The sequence below is a fragment of the Streptomyces lunalinharesii genome (assembly GCF_039532155.1).
Lineage (GTDB): Bacteria > Actinomycetota > Actinomycetes > Streptomycetales > Streptomycetaceae > Streptomyces > Streptomyces lunalinharesii.
In genome coordinates, this window is sequence record NZ_BAAARK010000035.1 from 21113 (window position 1) to 38052 (window position 16940).

The 16940-nt window shown below is 73.3% G+C and carries 16 protein-coding genes; 11 read left to right on the top strand and 5 right to left on the bottom strand.

Annotated elements, in window-relative coordinates:
* Window positions 1-223: 223 nt before the first annotated feature.
* From ABD385_RS33455 to ABD385_RS33475, 5 genes are all read left to right on the top strand, one after another.
* Window positions 224-748, top strand: coding sequence for a hypothetical protein (locus ABD385_RS33455; RefSeq protein ID WP_344583037.1), 525 nt, complete (start codon window positions 224-226; stop codon window positions 746-748).
* Entirely contained in the window at window positions 745-1089 is a 345-nt protein-coding gene (locus tag ABD385_RS33460) for a transcriptional regulator (protein WP_344583039.1), read from the top strand. The genes ABD385_RS33455 and ABD385_RS33460 overlap by 4 nt, the downstream gene beginning before the upstream one ends.
* A complete protein-coding gene (locus ABD385_RS33465; RefSeq protein ID WP_425585536.1) occupies window positions 1086-2123 on the top strand; it encodes an ABC transporter ATP-binding protein in 1038 nt (345 codons plus the stop codon). Before ABD385_RS33460 ends, ABD385_RS33465 begins: the two co-directional genes overlap by 4 nt.
* A gap of 26 nt (window positions 2124-2149) precedes the next feature.
* A complete protein-coding gene (locus ABD385_RS33470; RefSeq protein WP_344583041.1) occupies window positions 2150-3130 on the top strand; it encodes an ABC transporter permease in 981 nt (326 codons plus the stop codon).
* 294 nt (window positions 3131-3424) lie between these two features.
* On the top strand, window positions 3425-4759 hold the full coding sequence (locus ABD385_RS33475) for a type III PLP-dependent enzyme domain-containing protein (RefSeq protein ID WP_344583043.1): 1335 nt from the start codon (window positions 3425-3427) through the stop codon (window positions 4757-4759).
* Window positions 4760-4781: 22 nt separating this feature from the next.
* Here the strand turns inward: ABD385_RS33475 and ABD385_RS33480 are convergent, their stop codons facing one another.
* Both ABD385_RS33480 and ABD385_RS33485 read right to left on the bottom strand, forming a co-directional pair.
* Entirely contained in the window at window positions 4782-5702 is a 921-nt protein-coding gene (locus ABD385_RS33480) for a MurR/RpiR family transcriptional regulator (protein WP_344583045.1), read from the bottom strand.
* A 215-nt stretch (window positions 5703-5917) separates the two neighbouring features.
* Entirely contained in the window at window positions 5918-6970 is a 1053-nt protein-coding gene (locus ABD385_RS33485; RefSeq protein ID WP_344583047.1) for a sigma-70 family RNA polymerase sigma factor, read from the bottom strand.
* A gap of 192 nt (window positions 6971-7162) precedes the next feature.
* On the opposite strand from ABD385_RS33485, the gene ABD385_RS33490 reads away from it, so the two are divergent.
* Window positions 7163-8575: a purine-cytosine permease family protein gene (locus ABD385_RS33490; RefSeq protein WP_344583114.1), complete on the top strand. Its 1413-nt coding sequence runs from the start codon at window positions 7163-7165 to the stop codon at window positions 8573-8575.
* Window positions 8576-8616: 41 nt separating this feature from the next.
* Window positions 8617-9021, top strand: coding sequence for an alpha/beta hydrolase family protein (locus ABD385_RS33495; protein ID WP_344583049.1), 405 nt, complete (start codon window positions 8617-8619; stop codon window positions 9019-9021).
* Window positions 9022-9311: 290 nt separating this feature from the next.
* On the opposite strand, the gene ABD385_RS33500 is transcribed toward ABD385_RS33495, so the two are convergent.
* Window positions 9312-10700: a cystathionine beta-synthase gene (locus ABD385_RS33500; protein ID WP_344583051.1), complete on the bottom strand. Its 1389-nt coding sequence runs from the start codon at window positions 10698-10700 to the stop codon at window positions 9312-9314.
* Window positions 10701-10926: 226 nt separating this feature from the next.
* Here ABD385_RS33500 and ABD385_RS33505 point away from each other — a divergent pair, with 226 nt between their 5' ends.
* From ABD385_RS33505 to ABD385_RS33515, 3 genes are all read left to right on the top strand, one after another.
* A complete protein-coding gene (locus tag ABD385_RS33505; RefSeq protein ID WP_344583053.1) occupies window positions 10927-11955 on the top strand; it encodes an SGNH/GDSL hydrolase family protein in 1029 nt (342 codons plus the stop codon).
* A gap of 234 nt (window positions 11956-12189) precedes the next feature.
* The gene (locus ABD385_RS33510) at window positions 12190-13410 is read left to right on the top strand and encodes an acetyl-CoA C-acetyltransferase (protein WP_344583055.1); all 1221 of its coding nucleotides are present in this window, start codon (window positions 12190-12192) and stop codon (window positions 13408-13410) included.
* Window positions 13411-13867: 457 nt separating this feature from the next.
* Complete coding sequence (locus tag ABD385_RS33515) at window positions 13868-14884, top strand: hypothetical protein (RefSeq protein ID WP_344583057.1); 1017 nt, start codon at window positions 13868-13870, stop codon at window positions 14882-14884.
* Here the strand turns inward: ABD385_RS33515 and ABD385_RS33520 are convergent.
* A complete protein-coding gene (locus tag ABD385_RS33520) occupies window positions 14848-15240 on the bottom strand; it encodes a hypothetical protein (protein ID WP_344583059.1) in 393 nt (130 codons plus the stop codon). The genes ABD385_RS33515 and ABD385_RS33520 overlap by 37 nt on opposite strands.
* A gap of 106 nt (window positions 15241-15346) precedes the next feature.
* Here ABD385_RS33520 and ABD385_RS33525 point away from each other — a divergent pair, with 106 nt between their 5' ends.
* Window positions 15347-15574 carry a DUF4287 domain-containing protein gene (locus ABD385_RS33525; protein WP_344583061.1) on the top strand — a complete coding sequence of 76 codons (228 nt, stop codon included), beginning with the start codon at window positions 15347-15349 and terminating at the stop codon, window positions 15572-15574.
* Window positions 15575-15657: 83 nt separating this feature from the next.
* Here the strand turns inward: ABD385_RS33525 and ABD385_RS33530 are convergent, their stop codons facing one another.
* A complete protein-coding gene (locus ABD385_RS33530; protein WP_344583063.1) occupies window positions 15658-16488 on the bottom strand; it encodes a Bax inhibitor-1/YccA family protein in 831 nt (276 codons plus the stop codon).
* Window positions 16489-16940 lie beyond the last annotated feature (452 nt).

Consider the following 16940-nt stretch of genomic DNA (forward strand, 5'->3'; position numbering starts at 1 on the left):
CTGACTGTGAATGGATTGACCTATTCACAGTCTGGAGCCACTGAATACCGCTAGTCAACAGGGCGCGGCGAGAGCTTTCCCCATCCCGCCATTTCGACTTGCCCAGCGGGAAAGTCAAGTGTTAGCTTTCCTAGTGGGAAAGTTGGACGGGGGCGCCACCGGCGGCCCCCGCACCGTCCGTGCGACACGGACCGTCCGACACGTCTACGGGGAGGCGAAGGACATGACGCCACCAGTCGATGCCGAGCAGGCCTGGAAGGACCTCCAGCGCATCCGGGTCCCGCAGGAGCGGGTGTACGACGAGGTGGAGCGCTGCGCACACGGCGACCGGCGGTCGACGTACGTGACCGCCGCGCTGATGTGGCTCTTCCTCGCCGGTTACGGGCTCAAGCTCCCACCCTGGGGCTCCTTCTTGATGCTCGCCCTCTACGTCGGCGCGCTGGTCGTCCTGGCGGTCGTCTACAGCCGCCGGACCCGCGTGCGGCTGCACCGCTCGCGGTACACCTGGCGCAGCTTCGCCACCTTCCTCGCGGGCGCGGCCGTCAGCGGCGGCACGATCCTCCTCACCGGCTTCCTGACCGAACAGCTGGCACTGCCCTACGGCAGCCTGATCCAGGCCACCGTCTCCGCCGGCGCCTTCCTGCTCTTCGTCGGCCCCGCCAACCGCTGGGCGATCAGCCCGCTGCGGAGCCGCGCGCTCGGCGACCGCTCCCCGACCACCGTCCATGAGGAGGAGGCAGACCGTTGAGCACGCCCTCGGGCTTCGACGAACTGATCCATCCGTCCACCCGGCTGTCCGTGGTGGCCCTGCTGGCCGCCACGGAATGGGCCGACTTCCCGTTCATCCGCGACAGCCTCTCGCTCAGCGACTCCGCGCTCTCCAAACAGCTGCACACGCTGGAGGAAGCGGGATACCTGGAGATCCAGAAGGAGGGCGGCGGCCGCAAGCGCCGCACCAAGGTGCGCCTGACGGCCCGGGGCCGCACCGCCTTCGAGGGACACGTCGCCGCGCTCCGCGCCATCGTCGAGGGCGCGGGCTCCGCTCCGGTCCGACCGGCGCCCCACCAGCACGCGGAGGCGGGCCGATGACCACGACCGCACGCCCGGAGGCCACCACGATGACCACCACACCCGCACCCACCACCGCACCCACCACCGCACCCACCGCGGCGGCCGGCGCCGCACCGGTCGTCGAGGCCCACGACCTGCGGATGCGTTACGGCAGCACCGACGTGCTCCGGGGCGTCGACCTGGAGATCCGACGCGGCGAGATCTTCGCCCTGCTCGGGCCCAACGGCGCCGGGAAGACCACCACGGTCGAGATCCTGGAGGGGTTCCGGCAGCGGTCCGCCGGCGAGGTGCGCGTCCTCGGGACCGACCCGGCCCGCGCCGACGACGCCTGGCGCGGCCGGATCGGGCTGGTCCTGCAGTCCTGGCGCGACCACCGCCGCTGGCAGGTCGCCGAGTTGCTGACGCACTTCGCGACGTACTACCCGGATCCGCGCGACCCTGCCGAGCTGCTCGACCTGGTCGGCCTCACCCACCAGGCGCGGCAGCGCGTCGACCGGCTCTCCGGCGGGCAGCGCCGCCGCGTCGATGTCGCGCTCGGCATCATCGGCCGGCCCGAGTTGCTCTTCCTGGACGAGCCGACCACCGGCTTCGACCCCGAGGCGCGCCGGGACTTCCACGACCTGATCGAGCGCCTGGCCCGCACCGAGGGCGTCACGATCCTGCTGACCACCCACGACCTGGCCGAGGCCGAGCGGTTGGCCGACCGCATAGCCATGCTGGTCGACGGCCGGATCCGGGCCTGCGGCACACCGACGGAGCTGGGCCGGCGGGCCGCCGCACAGGCCGAGGTCCGCTGGACGGCGCCCGACGGCCGGCCGCGCCACGAGCGCACCTCGGACCCGTCCGGCCTGGTGTGGGAGCTGCACCAGGAGACGGCCGGTCCGATCGCGGACCTGGAGGTGCGCCGCCCGACGCTGGAGGACACCTACCTGCACATGGTGCACCGGCAGGCCACGGACACCGCCGACACCGATGGCACCGATGGCACCGACGACGGCGCACACCGCACCGGCTTCCCGGCCGGCGCCGACACGGGGGAGGCAGCGGCATGAGGGGAACGGACATGAGGGGGACGGACATGACGGCGACGACGGACACCGGCCCGACGGCGCCGGCCCGCGGCGCGGGGAGCGGGGACGGCGTGGGGAGCAGCCACGGCGCGGGGACCGGCGACGGGGCGGCCGGGCGGGGCGAAGCCCGACTCCGGCGGCTGCGCGCCCTGCGGGCGGGGGTGCGGCGCGGCGGCATCGAGCTGCGCCACCTCCTGCGCGACCGCAAGGAGATGAGCGGCTATCTGAGCAACGTCGTGGTGGCCCTGGTGCTCGCCACCTTCATCAGCGACGACGTGCCCGGCACCCGGATCCCGATGGCGCAGTTGACCCTCTCCGGGTTCGCCGCGTACCTGCTGTTCCAGATCGGCGTGATCAACCTCCCGCAGATGCTGGTGACCGAGCGCGAGGAGGGCACCCTGCTGCGGTTGCGGGCCACCCCCGGCGGCATACCGGCCTACCTCGTCGCCAAGGCGTTGCTGGTCGTGGGCATGGCGCTGGCCACCCTGGTGGTCCTGCTGGGCGCCGCCGCGGCGCTGGTCGACGGGCCGCTGCCGCACGGCCCGGGCGGTTGGCTGACGCTGTTGTGGGTCACCGGCCTCGGCCTGCTCGCCGTCGTCCCGTTGGGCGCCGCGATCGGGGCGGTGCTGCCCAATCCGCGGGAGGCACTGGCGTTGATCATGCTGCCCGCGATGGCCCTGCTGGTCACGTCGGGTGCGATGTTCCCGCTCACCACGCTGCCGACCGTGGTGCAGAACATCGCCTCGGTCTTCCCGCTGCGGTGGATGGCGCAGGGCCTGCGCGCGTCCCTGCTGCCGGACGCCGCCCGCGCCGCCGAGCCCGCCGGCTCCTGGCAGCTGCCCACCGTCGCCGCGGTCCTGGCCGCCTGGGCCGTCCTGGGCTTCCTGTTGGCGGTGCCGCTGCTGCGCCGGGCCGCCCGCCGCGAGTCCGGCTCCCGACTGACCGCCCGTCAGTCCAAGGCCCAGCTGGGCGGCGCGCCCGCGGCCTGAGCCCGGGCCCGCCGCCCTCCGCGGCCCCACCCCCGCCGCGCCTCCGGGACCCCACCGCGGGCGCGGCGGGGGCGGGCCGTTGCGGGCCCCGCGGCCGGCGTCGAAGACCGGTGCGCACGACGCGCGAGCAGCGGACGAGCGGCGAACGCACAGCGCACGGCGACGCACTGCGTAACGTCACGCCCGGCAGCCCACCGACGGCACACAAGATCACCACAACATGGCCACCGGAAGGGCTCCGACCTCCCCCTCCGATCGTGGCGCCGGGCACCCGTCGGATGATGAAGTTGCGTCATGACCTTCACGGACCGAGACCGTGCCGTTCAGGCAGCCATCACCCAGGGCCTGATCGGCCCCGGTCAGCCCGTGGCCGGGCTGCTCGACGTCGCGGGCATCCGCCGCTCGGCGGCCGAACTCCGTTCCGCGTTCGCGGAGTTCACCGCCCCCGGCACCCAGGTGCTGCACGCCTTCGCGGTGAAGGCCGCCTCGCTGGTGCCCGTACTGCGGCTGCTGGCCCAGGAAGGGATCGGCTGCGAGGTGGCCAGCCCCGGCGAGCTGGCGCTGGCCCGGGCCGCCGGCGTCCCGGCCCGGCACACCGTCCTGGACTCCCCCGCCAAGACCCTCCCCGAACTCCGTGAGGCGCTGGCCCTCGGCATCGCGGTCAACGTCGACAACCACGAGGAACTCTCCCGCATCGACCGGATGATGGCCTCGGCTCCGTCCGCCGCGCCGATAGGGCTCCGGGTCAACCCGCAGATCGGCGGCGGCGCCATCGGCGCGATGAGCACCGCCACCGACACCTCCAAGTTCGGCGTCCCACTGCGCGATCCGGGCGCCCGCGACTGGGTGGTCCGGGCCTGCCTGGATCGCCCGTGGCTGACCCGGCTGCACGCCCACGTCGGTTCCCAGGGCATGCCGCTGGAGCGGATGGCGGAGGGCGTCCGGGCGCTCTACGACCTCGCCGAGGAGATCAACGAGCAGGCCGGCTCCCCCCGGATCACCACCCTCGACATCGGCGGGGGCCTGCCCGTCAACTTCTCCTCGGACGCCGTCACCCCGACCTACCGGGAGTACGCCGCGCTGCTCCGCTCGGCCGTCCCCGGCCTGTTCTCCGGGCGCTACGGCCTGGTCACCGAATTCGGGCGGTCGCTGCTGGCCAAGCACGGCATGGTGCTGGCCCGCGTCGAGTACGCCAAGTGGGCCGGCGGCCGGTCGATCGCGCTGACCCACGCCGGGGCGCAGGTCGCCACCCGCACGGTCTTCGCGCCCGCGTCCTGGCCGATCCGGGTGGCGGCGTACGACGCGGCGGGGCGGCCGAAGACCGGGGCGCCGGTGCCGCAGGACATCGCCGGACCGTGCTGCTTCGCCGGCGACCTGGTCGCCGAGAACCGGCCGCTGCCCCGTCTGGAGGCCGGCGACCACGTCGCCCTCCTGGACACCGGCGCGTACTACTTCTCCACCCACTTCGCCTACAACTCGCTGCCCCGCCCCGGCGTCTACGGCTACGCGCCGGCCCCCGACGGCACCCACGCCTTCGCGACCGTCCGCACCCCGCAGACGCTGGAGGAACTCACCGCGGAGAGCGGCGCCGAGCACGCGGACGGCCTGCGGAAGCTGGCGCTGGGCTGAGCGGTGGCCGGGCCGCGGCCGCTCACTCCACGAACAGCTGGCGCTCCGCCGCCTTGGCGTCGAACTCCTCCAGGCGGGCCTGCGCGTCCGGGAGGTCGTCGCACATCGCCTCCAGCAGGACGCGCCCCAGGAGCATCGGGGCGCAGGCGGTGTCGAAGGCCAGGCCGGTGCCGACCGGCGCCGGCAGCAGCAGGTCGGTGTGGTGGGCGACGGGGGCGAAGGCGCTGTCGGCGACGGTGACGACGGCGAGCCCGGCGCTGCGGGCGTAGGCCAGCGCCTCGACGACCTCGCGGGGGTGCCGGGGCAGGGCGAAGCAGAGCAGGGCGGTGGCGCCGGCGTGCACCGCGGCGTCGATGCGGTCGGTGAGCAGGGTGCCGCCCTCGTCCAGCAGCCGCACGTCGGGGTGCACCTTGCGCGCGAAGTAGACGAACCCGGCGGCCTGGGCGGTGGCGGCGCGCAGCCCGAGGACCGGGAGCGGCCGGGAGGCCGCGAGGAGGCGACCGGCCTCGGTCACCGGGCCGGGGTCGGCGAGCGCCTCGGCGAGGTGGCGGAGGTTGTCGATCTCCGCCTGGACGGCCTGCTGGTACTCGTTGTCCACCCCGCAGGCGCCGGGCTGCTCGGCGGGGGCGACGTCCCGCAGGTGGCGGCGGAGCGCCGGGTAGCCGTCGAAGCCGAGCGCGACGGCGAAGCGGGTGACGGACGGCTGGCTGACGCCGGCCAGCTCGGCCAGTTCGACGCTGGAGAGGAACGGCGCGTCGGCGGCCCGCCGCACCATGCAGTGGGCGATCCGCCGCTGGGTGGGCGTCAGCCGGTGCCCTTCGAAGAGCCGCTGGAGGCGGGCGCCGGTGCCGGTGGCACCGCCCGCTGCCGTGCTCCCCGTCGCGCCCGTCCCGCGCGGCTGCGTCCCGTTGGTGCGGACGCCGTTCTCCCCGTCCCCGCTCATCGCCTCTTCTTCCCGGCCCGGTCAGTCCGGGGCCTTGACGTCGGTGCACCGACTGTACGGAATTCCTCGGCCGTGTCGGTCCCGGGTCCGCGGCCGGGCCGAGCGCGGCGGCGGAATCCGGCCGTCCGGGCGGCACCCGGCCGCCGCCCACGCCGTGCCCCGGCCGGCCTCGACTCCCCGGCTCCCGGCTCCCACCCGTGCGCGCACCGCCCGGACTACCCCGGGTACCGCAACGGCACCCCGAACAGCGAGAAGAGCCGCTCGGCGTCGAGGAAGGCGTGCAGCGCGGTGACGTGGCCGTCGGCGAGTTCGACGACCTGGAGGGCCCAGGGGGTGCCGTCCGCGCGGTACTGCGCGAAGGCCGGCGTCCCGTTCGCGGACAGCGGCACCAGGTGGGAGCCGCGGCAGCCGCAGCCCGGCCCCAGCATCCACCCGACGACGTCGGCGCGGCCGCGCAGCCACAGCGCGTACGGGGGCATCGACAGGGTGCAGTCCTCGTGCAGCACGGCGGTCAGGGCCGCCATGTCGAAGCGTTCGAAGGCGTCGACGTAGCGCTTGAGGAGGTCCCGTTGGGCGGCGTCCAGCGGTCGGGCCGGGGGCGCGGCCGGGTCGTCGCCGGTGGCGGCCAGGGTCGCCCGGGCGCGCTGGAGGGCGCTGTTGACGGAGGCGACCGAACTGTCCAGCAGCTCCGCGACCTCGCTCGCCGACCAGCTGAGCACCTCGCGCAGGATCAGCACCGCCCGCTGCCGCGGGGCCAGCCGCTGGAGCGCGGAGACGAACGCCAGCCGGACCGATTCGCGGGCGAGGGCGGTGTCCGCCGGGTCGCCGGCCCGGGCCAGCACCCGCTCGTCGGGGACCGGCCCGATCCAGGTGGTCTCCGGCAGGCCGGTCCCGATCGGGGTGTCGAGGCTCGCCGGGGAGGCGAGGTCCATCGGGCGGGCCCGGCGGCTGCTGCCCTTGAGCAGGTCCAGGCAGACGTTGGTGGCGATGCGGTAGAGCCAGGAGCGCAGCGAGGCCCGCCCCTCGAAGCGGTGGTGGCCGCGCCAGGCCCGGACCATCGTCTCCTGGACGGCGTCCTCGGCCTCGAACGCGGAGCCGAGCATCCGGTAGCAGTAGCCGGTCAGTTCGGTGCGGTGCGCCTCCAGCCGGTCGGCCAGGTCGTCCCGTTCCGGTGGCCGTCGGTCGGCGTCCGACGCGGCCCCGTCCGGGCCGGGCGCCGGGTCCCCGCCGGTCGTGGCGTGCTCCGCGCTGTGGGTGGACTGCTTCATGAGATCCGCCGTTTCCCCGTCCGCCGACGTCCGGCCTGCGTGCCCAGACCGTACCGGAGCGGCGGGCACCAGTCTGCTCCGTGCGCCGGGACCCCGCGAGCGGGCGAATCGCCGCCGACCTATTGACCTCCCATTCATCGACCCTGATCCTGCATGGATCCATACATGCAGCGCGGCGAAGAGGCGGCACCCATGGCAGGCGTGATCGAACGGCGCTCGATCGACGTCGTCCCGGACGACGAACGGCACGGCAGCGCGGTCAGCCAGTTCACCCTCTGGCTCGGCGCCAACCTCCAGGTCACCGCCGTCGTCACCGGCGCCCTGGCGGTGGTCTTCGGCGCCGCCGCGTTCTGGGCGCTGATCGGCCTGCTGCTGGGCAACCTCGCGGGCGGCGCGGTAATGGCGCTGCACTCCGCACAGGGCCCGCGGCTCGGCCTGCCGCAGATGATCACCTCCCGGGCGCAGTTCGGGGTGCGCGGGGCGGTGGTGCCGCTGGCGCTGGTCATCGTGATGTACATCGGCTTCTTCGCCAGCGGCAGCGTGCTCGCCGGGCAGGCGGTGGGCGAGCTGACGCACCTCGGCCAGACGACCGGGATCGTGCTCTTCGCCGCCGTCACCGCACTCGCCGCGGCCGTCGGCTACCGCCTGATCCACCTGCTCGGCAAGGTCGCCGGCCTGGTCTGCGCGCTGGCCTTCGTCTACCTGGGCGTCCGCCTGCTGGAGCGCGCCGACCTCGGCACCCTGCTGCACGACCGCGGCTTCGCGCTGCCGGTCTTCCTGCTCGCGGTCTCGCTCTCGGCGTCCTGGCAGCTGGCGTTCGGCCCGTACGTGGCGGACTACTCCCGCTACCTGCCGCGCCACACCTCGCCCCGGGCGACCTTCTGGTGGACGCTGGGCGGTTCGGTGCTGGGCGCGCAGTGGTCGATGACGTTCGGGGCGCTGGCGGCCGCCGCGGCCCCGGGCGCGTTCGTCGGCCACGAGGTCGGCTACCTCGTCGGGCTGGGCGGCACCGGGCTGATCGCCTCGCTCCTCTACTTCGTCATCGCCTTCGGCAAGCTCACCATCAACATCCTCAACACCTACGGCGGCTTCATGTCGCTGGTCACCAGCGTCAGCGGCTTCCGCGGGCAGCGGAGCCTCTCGGCGCGCGGCCGCTCCGCGTACCTCGCCGGCATCATGGTGGCCGGCACCGCCGTGGCCCTGTTGGGCAAGGACTCCTTCCTCACCTCGTTCAAGGACTTCCTGCTCTTCCTGCTGACGTTCTTCACGCCCTGGTCGGCGATCAACCTCGTCGACTACTACCTGATCTCCAAGGAGCGCTACGACGTCCCGGCGCTCAGCGACCCGGCCGGCCGGTACGGCGCCTGGAACGTCCGCGCGCTGACCGTCTACGTCGTCGGCGTGCTCGCCCAACTCCCCTTCCTGGCAACGGCGTTCTACACCGGCCCGCTGGTCGCCCCGCTCGGCGGCGCGGACGTCTCCTGGCTGGTCGGCCTGGCGGTGCCGGCCGTCCTCTACTGGTTCGCCGCCCGCCACGACACCGCGCGGCTGGCGGACCCGCGGCTCGCGGAGGGGCAGCAGGCTCCGCTCGAATCGGGGGGCTAGCCCTACCGCGCCGCCCGCCGTCCGGCCGTAGCCTCGGGGGCATGGCGAGACACGACCCGGAGCTGAAGAAGGACCTCGACGCGACCCTCCAGACCCGCAAGGAGCTGGGGCCGGAGTACGAGTCCGAACTGGTGGAGTCCTTCCTGACGAAGCTCGACGAGGACGTCGACCGGCGGGTGCGCCGGCACCTGGCCGAGCAGCAGATGCAGGTGGCCCGCGGGGCGCAGCCGCCGCGGGCACCGGCGGCCGGCACCGAGTTCTGGCAGCGCTTCGCGATCGTCGTGGTCTCCCTGGTGCTGGCCATCCCGCTGTCCGCGATCGCGGTGGCCAACGCCGGGCTGGTCGGCCTGACGGTGTGCTGGGTCGGCATCCTCGGCGTCAACGCCGCGCACGGCCTGGCGCAGCGGTCACCGGCCGCGCGGCGGACGGAAGCGGACCGCGGCTGAAGCACGGGGCGGGAGTGAGTGCGGGGACCGCCGCACCCCGGCCGGAGCCGGGGGCGGGACGACGGCGGTCCCCGCGCGAGACGCGAACCGGGTCAGGGCCGGTCGTCGCATCCTGGCGATCGTGGAGGTCCGGGAGCCGCTCCGGAGGTCCGCATCGCCTGCACAACAATGTGCCGGAGAAGTGTTAAGCGCGTGCTGCGTGCACGTGACGCATACGTACACCTTGCGGCGACGGGCCTTTTCCTGACGGACACTTGACGCCGCGCCGGGCACGGCGCGGCGTCCGGCGGCTACTTGGCGACGCCGCGGGCCAGGAACGCCAGCAGGTCCTGCCGGCTCACCACGCCCTTGGGCTTGCCCTCGACGAGGACGATCGCCGCGTCGGCGTTCTCCAGCACCGCCATCAGGTCGGAGACCGGCTCGCCCGAGCCGACCTGCGGCAGCGGCGGGCACATGTGCTTCTCCAGCGGGTCGGAGAGCGAGGCGCGCTGCGTGAACAGCGCGTCCAGCAGCTCCCGTTCGACGACCGAGCCGACGACCTCGGCGGCCATCACGTCGGGGTGCCCGGCGCCCGGCTTGACGATCGGCATCTGCGAGACGCCGTACTCGCGGAGCACCTCGATGGCCTCGCCGACGGTCTCCTCCGGGTGCATGTGCACCAGGGACGGCAGCTCGCCCTCCTTGTGCTGGAGGACCTCGCCGACCCGGGCCGCGGTGCCGCCCTCCTCCAGGAAGCCGTAGTCGGCCATCCACTCGTCGTTGAAGATCTTGGAGAGGTAGCCGCGGCCACTGTCCGGGAGCAGGACGACCACCACGTCGTCCGGCCCGAGCCGCTCGGCGACCCGCAGACCGGCCACCACGGCCATCCCGCAGGAGCCGCCGACCAGCAGGCCCTCCTCCTTGGCCAGCCGCCGGGTCATCTGGAAGGCGTCCTTGTCGGAGACCGCCACGATCTCGTCGGCGACCGTGCGGTCGTAGGCGGTCGGCCAGAAGTCCTCGCCGACGCCCTCGATCAGGTACGGCCGGCCGGAACCGCCGCTGTAGACGGAGCCCTCCGGGTCCGCGCCGATGACCTGGACCCGGCCGTCACTGGCGTCCTTGAGGTACCGGCCGGTGCCGCTGATCGTGCCACCGGTGCCGACGCCGGCCACGAAGTGGGTGATCCGCCCGTCGGTCTGCTCCCACAGCTCGGGACCGGTGGTCTCGTAGTGCGAGCGCGGGTTGTTGGGGTTGCTGTACTGGTCGGGCTTCCAGGCGCCCGGCGTCTCGCGCACCAGGCGGTCGGAGACGTTGTAGTACGAGTCGGGGTGCTCGGGGTCCACCGCCGTCGGGCAGACCACCACCTCGGCGCCGTAGGCCCGCAACACGTTGATCTTGTCCGTCGACACCTTGTCGGGGCAGACGAAGATGCACTTGTAGCCCTTCTGCTGGGCCACGATCGCCAGGCCCACCCCGGTGTTGCCGGAGGTCGGCTCGACGATGGTGCCGCCCGGCTGCAACTCGCCCGACTCCTCGGCGGCCTCGATCATCCGCACCGCGATGCGGTCCTTGACCGACCCTCCGGGGTTGAAGTACTCGACCTTCACCAGGACGGTTGCCTGGATCCCTTGAGTGACGTTGTTGAGTCGCACGAGCGGGGTGTTGCCGACGAGCTCAATCATCGAATCGTAAAACTGCACGGTGGTCTCCGCGGTCGGGGGCACGCTCTCCTGCGCCCGTACAGCCAGCCTATTGCCCAGGTGGACCATGGGCGCACGAGTTCGATCACCGGGCTCCCCCGGGGTCCGGTGCGTTGCGCCACCGCCCGGAACGGGCATTTACCCGGTGAAGGAGTTCTCGGGGTTCACGAGCGCGTCCGGCCGGCTGGCCGCGGCGCGCCCGCGCTGCACGGGGAGGTGCCGGTCGATGGTGACGACGGTGAGGACGGGGTCCAGGGCGAGGGTGGCTCGGCGGATCGCGACCGCGGCCGCGTTCGGCGGCGGCGGGGTCGGGCTGCTGGGCGTGGCCGGCGTCGGGCTGCTGCTGACCGAGGTCCGGCTGGCCCGCCGCACGGTGGGCGGCTCCAGCGACGTCCCGCCGTGCGCCGACGGCCGCTACGGCGCCGCCTTCGGCCACCGCACCGACCGGCCGCCGCTGCGGCTGGGCTTCCTCGGCGACTCCACCGCGGCCGGCCAGGGCGTCCACCGTCCCTCCCAGACGCCCGGGGCGCTGCTCGCCTCCGGCCTGGCCGCGCTCGCCGAGCTCCCGGTCGACCTCCACAACGTGGCGCTGCCCGGCGCCCGCTCCGACGACCTGCCCCGCCAGGTGGAGCTGCTCCTCGCGGACGGCACGGAGCCCCCCGACCTCTGCGTCATCATGATCGGCGCCAACGACGTGACCCGCCGGCTGCCGCCCGCGGAGTCGGTGCGGCACCTGTCCGAGGCGGTGCGGGTGCTGCGCACCGCGGACTGCGAGGTGATCGTCGGCACCTGCCCCGACCTGGGCACCATCGAGCCGGTCTACCAGCCGCTGCGGTGGGTGGCCCGCCGGCTCTCCCGGCAGTTGGCCGCCGCCCAGACCATCGGCGTCGTCGAGAACGGCGGCCGGACGGTCTCGCTCGGCGCGCTGCTCGGCCCGGAGTTCGAGGCCCGCCCGCGGGAGCTGTTCGGCCCGGACAACTACCACCCCTCCGCCGAGGGGTACGCCACCGCCGCGATGGCCCTCTTCCCGACGGTGTGCGCGGCGCTCGGGCTGTGGCCCGAGGAGGAGCGGCCCGAACCGGCCCGGCGCGAGGGCCTCCTGCCCGTCGAGCAGGCCGCGGCCCGGGCCGCCTCCGAGGGCGGCACGGAGGTCACCGCCTCCCGCGCCCCCTGGGCCCTGCTCAAGCACCGGCGGCGCCGGCAGCTGCCGGCCGCGGAGGAGAACCCGGCGGACCGGCCGTCGGTCACCGGCTAGCCGCCCCCGCGCGAGGCGGTGCGGGGGCGGCGGAACGGGAATAGCCGCTCCGCCCCCGCCGTTCCCCATAAGCGCTCGCTTAGAAAAGAGGCCCGCATCACAGCACGCACCCCGTGACCTCTCGCACTACGTGCAGGTAACTTCCCAGACGGTCCGCCCTGTTCGCCGCCCACCGCCCGGTCGCCACCGCGCCGGGGCACCGGACGCCGCACCCACTCACCTCTTGGAGCCGTGATGCCCGAAGCCGTGATCGTCTCAGCCGCCCGCTCTCCGATCGGCCGCGCCTTCAAGGGCTCGCTCAAGGACCTGCGCCCGGACGACCTCACCGCGACGATCGTGCAGGCCGCCCTCGCCAAGGTGCCCGGGCTGGACCCGACCGACATCGACGACCTGATGCTGGGCTGCGGCCTGCCCGGCGGCGAGCAGGGCCACAACCTCGGCCGCATCGTGGCCGTCCAGATGGGGATGGACCACCTGCCGGGCTGCACCGTCACCCGGTACTGCTCCTCCTCGCTCCAGACGACCCGCATGGCGCTGCACGCCATCAAGGCCGGCGAGGGCGACGTGTTCATCTCGGCGGGCGTCGAGATGGTCTCGCGCAGCGTCAAGGGCAGCTCCGACGGCCTACCGGACACCCACAACCCGCTGTTCGCCCAGGCCGAGGCGCGCACCGCGGCGCGCGCCGAGCAGGAGGGCGCCGACTGGCACGACCCGCGCGCGGACGGGCTGGTCCCGGACGCGTACATCGCGATGGGCCAGACCGCGGAGAACCTCGCCCGCCTCAAGGGCGTCACCCGCCAGGACATGGACGAGTTCGGGGTGCGGTCCCAGAACCTCGCCGAGCAGGCGATCAAGAACGGCTTCTGGGAGCGCGAGATCACCCCGGTGACGCTGCCCGACGGCACCGTCGTCGCCAAGGACGACGGCCCGCGGGCCGGCGTCACGCTGGAGGGCGTGCAGGGCCTGAAGCCGGTCTTCCGCCCCGACGGCCTGGTGACCGCCGGCAACTGCTGCCCGCTGAACGACGGCGCCGCCGCCCTCGTGATCATGTCGGACACCAAGGCCCGCGAGCTGGGCCTGACCCCGCTGGCGCGGATCGTGTCCACCGGCGTCTCCGGCCTCTCCCCCGAGATCATGGGGTACGGCCCGGTGGAGGCCAGCAAGCAGGCCCTCGGGCGGGCCGGCCTCTCGATCTCCGACATCGACCTGGTGGAGATCAACGAGGCGTTCGCGGCGCAGGTCATCCCCTCCTACCGCGACCTGGGCATCGACCTGGACCGCCTCAACGTCAACGGTGGCGCGATCGCCGTCGGCCACCCCTTCGGCATGACCGGCGCCCGGATCACCACCACCCTGATCAACTCCCTCCAGTGGCACGACAAGCAGTTCGGCCTGGAGACCATGTGCGTCGGCGGCGGCCAGGGCATGGCGATGGTCATCGAGCGGCTGAGCTGAGCCGGGCGGGGCCGGGCCGACGCCCTCCGCCCCGACGCCTGCGCGCGCACCGAAGGGTGCGCGGGGAAACGGACCAACTCCCGCTCCCCGCGCACCCTTCGCGCTCCTCCGGGCACCTTCCGTGACGGCGAGTGACCCAGGCCACTCGGTGACAAGATCGCGACCCAATCGCCCCCAGGATTGTGACCAACATCCCGATGAAGCAGCGTTCTTGCAGCTCAGCCGGGGGGTGAGGCACCGCGACAGCCCTCGCCGACCCCCCATTCAAGGACATACCACCCTGCGATCTCTCGCCGACCTCGGTCACGCTGTTGTAGGAAGTCCGAGAACAATCTGCTAACGGGAGTACGCCGGTGACCGGTCCGCGACAGTGTGTGGTGCGTATGCCCGGAAGTGAGCGAACCACCGAAAGGTGCGCGCCTCGCGAGTGCGAGGCCGAGCGAAGCGAGGTTTCGGCATGAGTGTCACCACCCTCGCCCTGCTGCTGACCGCAGCAGTGGCCGTGGTGCTGGGCGCCGTCGCCCTGTGCACCGCCCGTGTGCTGCGCCGCCAGATCACCGCGCTGCACGCCGAGCTCGTCGCCGCCCGCGCGGACGCCACCGCCCGTGCGGAGGCCGCGAGCGTCGCCGCCGCGGCGGTCCCGGCCGCCCGTGGGGTACCCACCGGCGAGACCCCGCTCGCGGACATACGCGCCGCCGTCGCGGACGCGCTGGCCGAGGAGCGGGAGCGGGAGCTGGCCGAGGCGCGCGCCTTCTGGGCCGCGCAGGAGGCCAGGGAGTCCCTGAACGCGGACGCCCCGTCGCTGTCCGGGCCGCTGCCCGGCCTCGGTGACGACGGTCCGTTCGACGGCCGCGAGGGCCGGCGCGAGCAGTCCGAGCGGCTGGAGCTGGACCGGTTCGACGGGCATCCGTTCGTGCCGCGCCAGGCGGACCTGGCCGGGCTGGAGTCGCTGCTGGGCCCGGACGGCCTGGAGCCGCTGCCCGCGCTGGAGCCCGTCGAGGCCCTGGAGTCACTGGAGTCGCTGGAGGCCCTGGAGTCCGTCGAGGCGCTGGAGGCCCTGGACGCGCCGGAGTTCGAGCTGGCCGAGGAGAGCGAATCCGCCGAACTCGCCGCCGCCCGCCGGCGCCACCCCTCGCACCCGGACTTCTCCCCCGTGCCGGCCGTCGCCGACCACGAGCGCACCGTGGCGCGCCTGGCGGAGCTGGCCCACGAGGGCACCCCGCTCGCCGACGTCCGCCCCGGCCCGCTGGGCACCCTGGACGTCTACGTCTTCGCGGACGGCACGACGCTCTGCCTGACCCCCGGCGACCGCGAGACCGCCGAGAGCGTGGCCGCGGCGCTGCGCGACGGCCACCGCCCGGTGCTGCTCGGCGGTTCGGGGATCTCCGGGGCGTACGCGCTGACGTTCTCGTGGGGCCGGCGCCGCGACGAGAACGTCTACATCCTCGCGGACCGGGTCATCGCCTCGCTCTGAGCCGTGTCCCGAACGCGCTGCACGGCCTCCGCCAGATGCGTGGCGGGGGCCGTTTTCGCGTCAGCTTCCGCACCGCCGGGGCCGTCCGCCACCGCGCCGGCGGCGGACGCGCGCAGCGCCTCGACGAGGTCGTGTCCGGCCACGGCGAGTTGGTCGCCGACCGCGAAGATCCCGGCGTCCGGGAGTTCCCGGGCCGGCGCCCCGGGGCGTTCGATCAGCTGCGCGCGGGTCGCCAACTCCCGCGCCAGCGCCAGCCCTTCGGCCGCGGCACCGCGGCGCAGGGCGCTCTGCGGAAGCGCCCGGAGTCGGTCGGCGAGCGCGTCCACGGTGGTCTGCAAAGGCATCACGTCAAGCACGGCGCGAGCCTAAGCACAACTCCGGGGTGGTTGCCAATGCCGGAAGCCTCAGGCACGGTGAGCTGAAGAACGGAAGAACCAGCATCGACCGCGTCCGGAGGCGCCGATGTCTCAGTCCTTCTCCGACGAAACCCACCGGAACATGCTCTCCCGCATCCCACACTGCACCGGCCGGGAAATCTCCGATTGGCTGCGCACCGTCGAAGAGGGTCCCGCCCTCGTCCGCTTCGACGAAAAGGTCAGTTGGCTGCGCGGCGCGCACGACCTCTCCTACGGTCACGCCAAGGCGATCGTGCACGAACACGATCTGCGGCGCGCAGCCCGCAAGTTCTGACCGGGCCCGGGACCGCGGTCCCGGAACGCGCGAGGGGCCCGCGGGCAGTTGCCCACGGGCCCCTCGTCCGTCGCACCCGGGTGTCAGTCGCGCAGGATCGAGATCAGGCGCAGCATCTCCCAGTAGATCCACACCAGGGTCGTGGTCAGGCCGAACGCGGCCAGCCAGGACTCCTCGCGCGGTGCGCCGTAGGCGACGCCGTCCTCGACCTGCTTGAAGTCCATGGCGAGGAAGAGCGCGCCGAGGACGACGCCCACGATGCCGAAGACGATGCCCAGGCCGCCGCTGCGGAAGCCGAGGCCGTCACCCCCGGCGAACACCATGAAGAGCAGGTTGACCAGCGACAGCAGCACGAAGCCGAGCGCCGCGATCATCACGAAGCGGGTGAAGCGCGCGGTGACCCGGACGATCCGGGTCTTGTAGGCGACCAGCATGGCGACGAAGACCGCCATCGTGCCCAGCACCGCCTGCATGGGGGCGCCGTTCATCTTCGGCAGGTCGTTGATGAAGCCGCTGAGCGCGCCGAGGAAGACGCCCTCCAACGCGGCGTAGCCCAGGATCAGCGCCGGGACGGGCTTGCGCTTGAAGGACTGGATGAAGCCGAGCACCGTCGCGGCCAGTCCCGCGCCGATGGCGAAGGCGAGCTGTCCGGTCAGGAACAGCCAGCCCGCGGTGGCGCCGACGATGACCGTGCCGAGCGTCAGGCCCGTGCGCACGACGACGTCGTCCATCGTCATGGGGCGGGTCTGCGGGGTGTACTGCGGTGCGTGCTGCGGCGCCTCGGTGGCGTACGGGTTGGCTCCGGCGTACGGGTTGGCGGCGGGGCCCCCGGCCTGCGGCGGTGCGTTGAAGCCCGCGTAGCCGGTGCCTCGGCTGAACCCCCGTCGCGAGAAGACCGGGTTGCTGCTCCTCATCTCACTCCTCCATGGCCGCCCTGCGCGGCCTTGACGCAAGCGTAATGGCTTGGCAAAGACGCGTCTCTCGTTCTTGGGCAGGATCTTCCCCCACCCCACGCAGTACACGTCCTCTACGGGGAAGACGTCCAGGGGCGCACGGAGGTGCCCGAACCGGCCGATCCGATGCCGGCCGGCGCCGTCTTCGTCACACCTGCCGCTGTGTCATGTGCCACTCGCCGGCGCTCGGGCCGGGCATCCGGGCCGTCAGATAGGTCCGGACAAAATCCGGGTAATCGATCTTTTCCCGCCGTCGTCGAACGGCCATTTCCCCACCCCGTCAACTCCGGGAGCCCGGGGTCACCGGCATGATCCGAATCCGATAAATGTCTGATCGCGCCACGCCTGGGCAACCGATTGACCAGAGCCCTCGTCATACTGGCTAGCCGGTACCTGCCCTTGCTCGGGCAGTA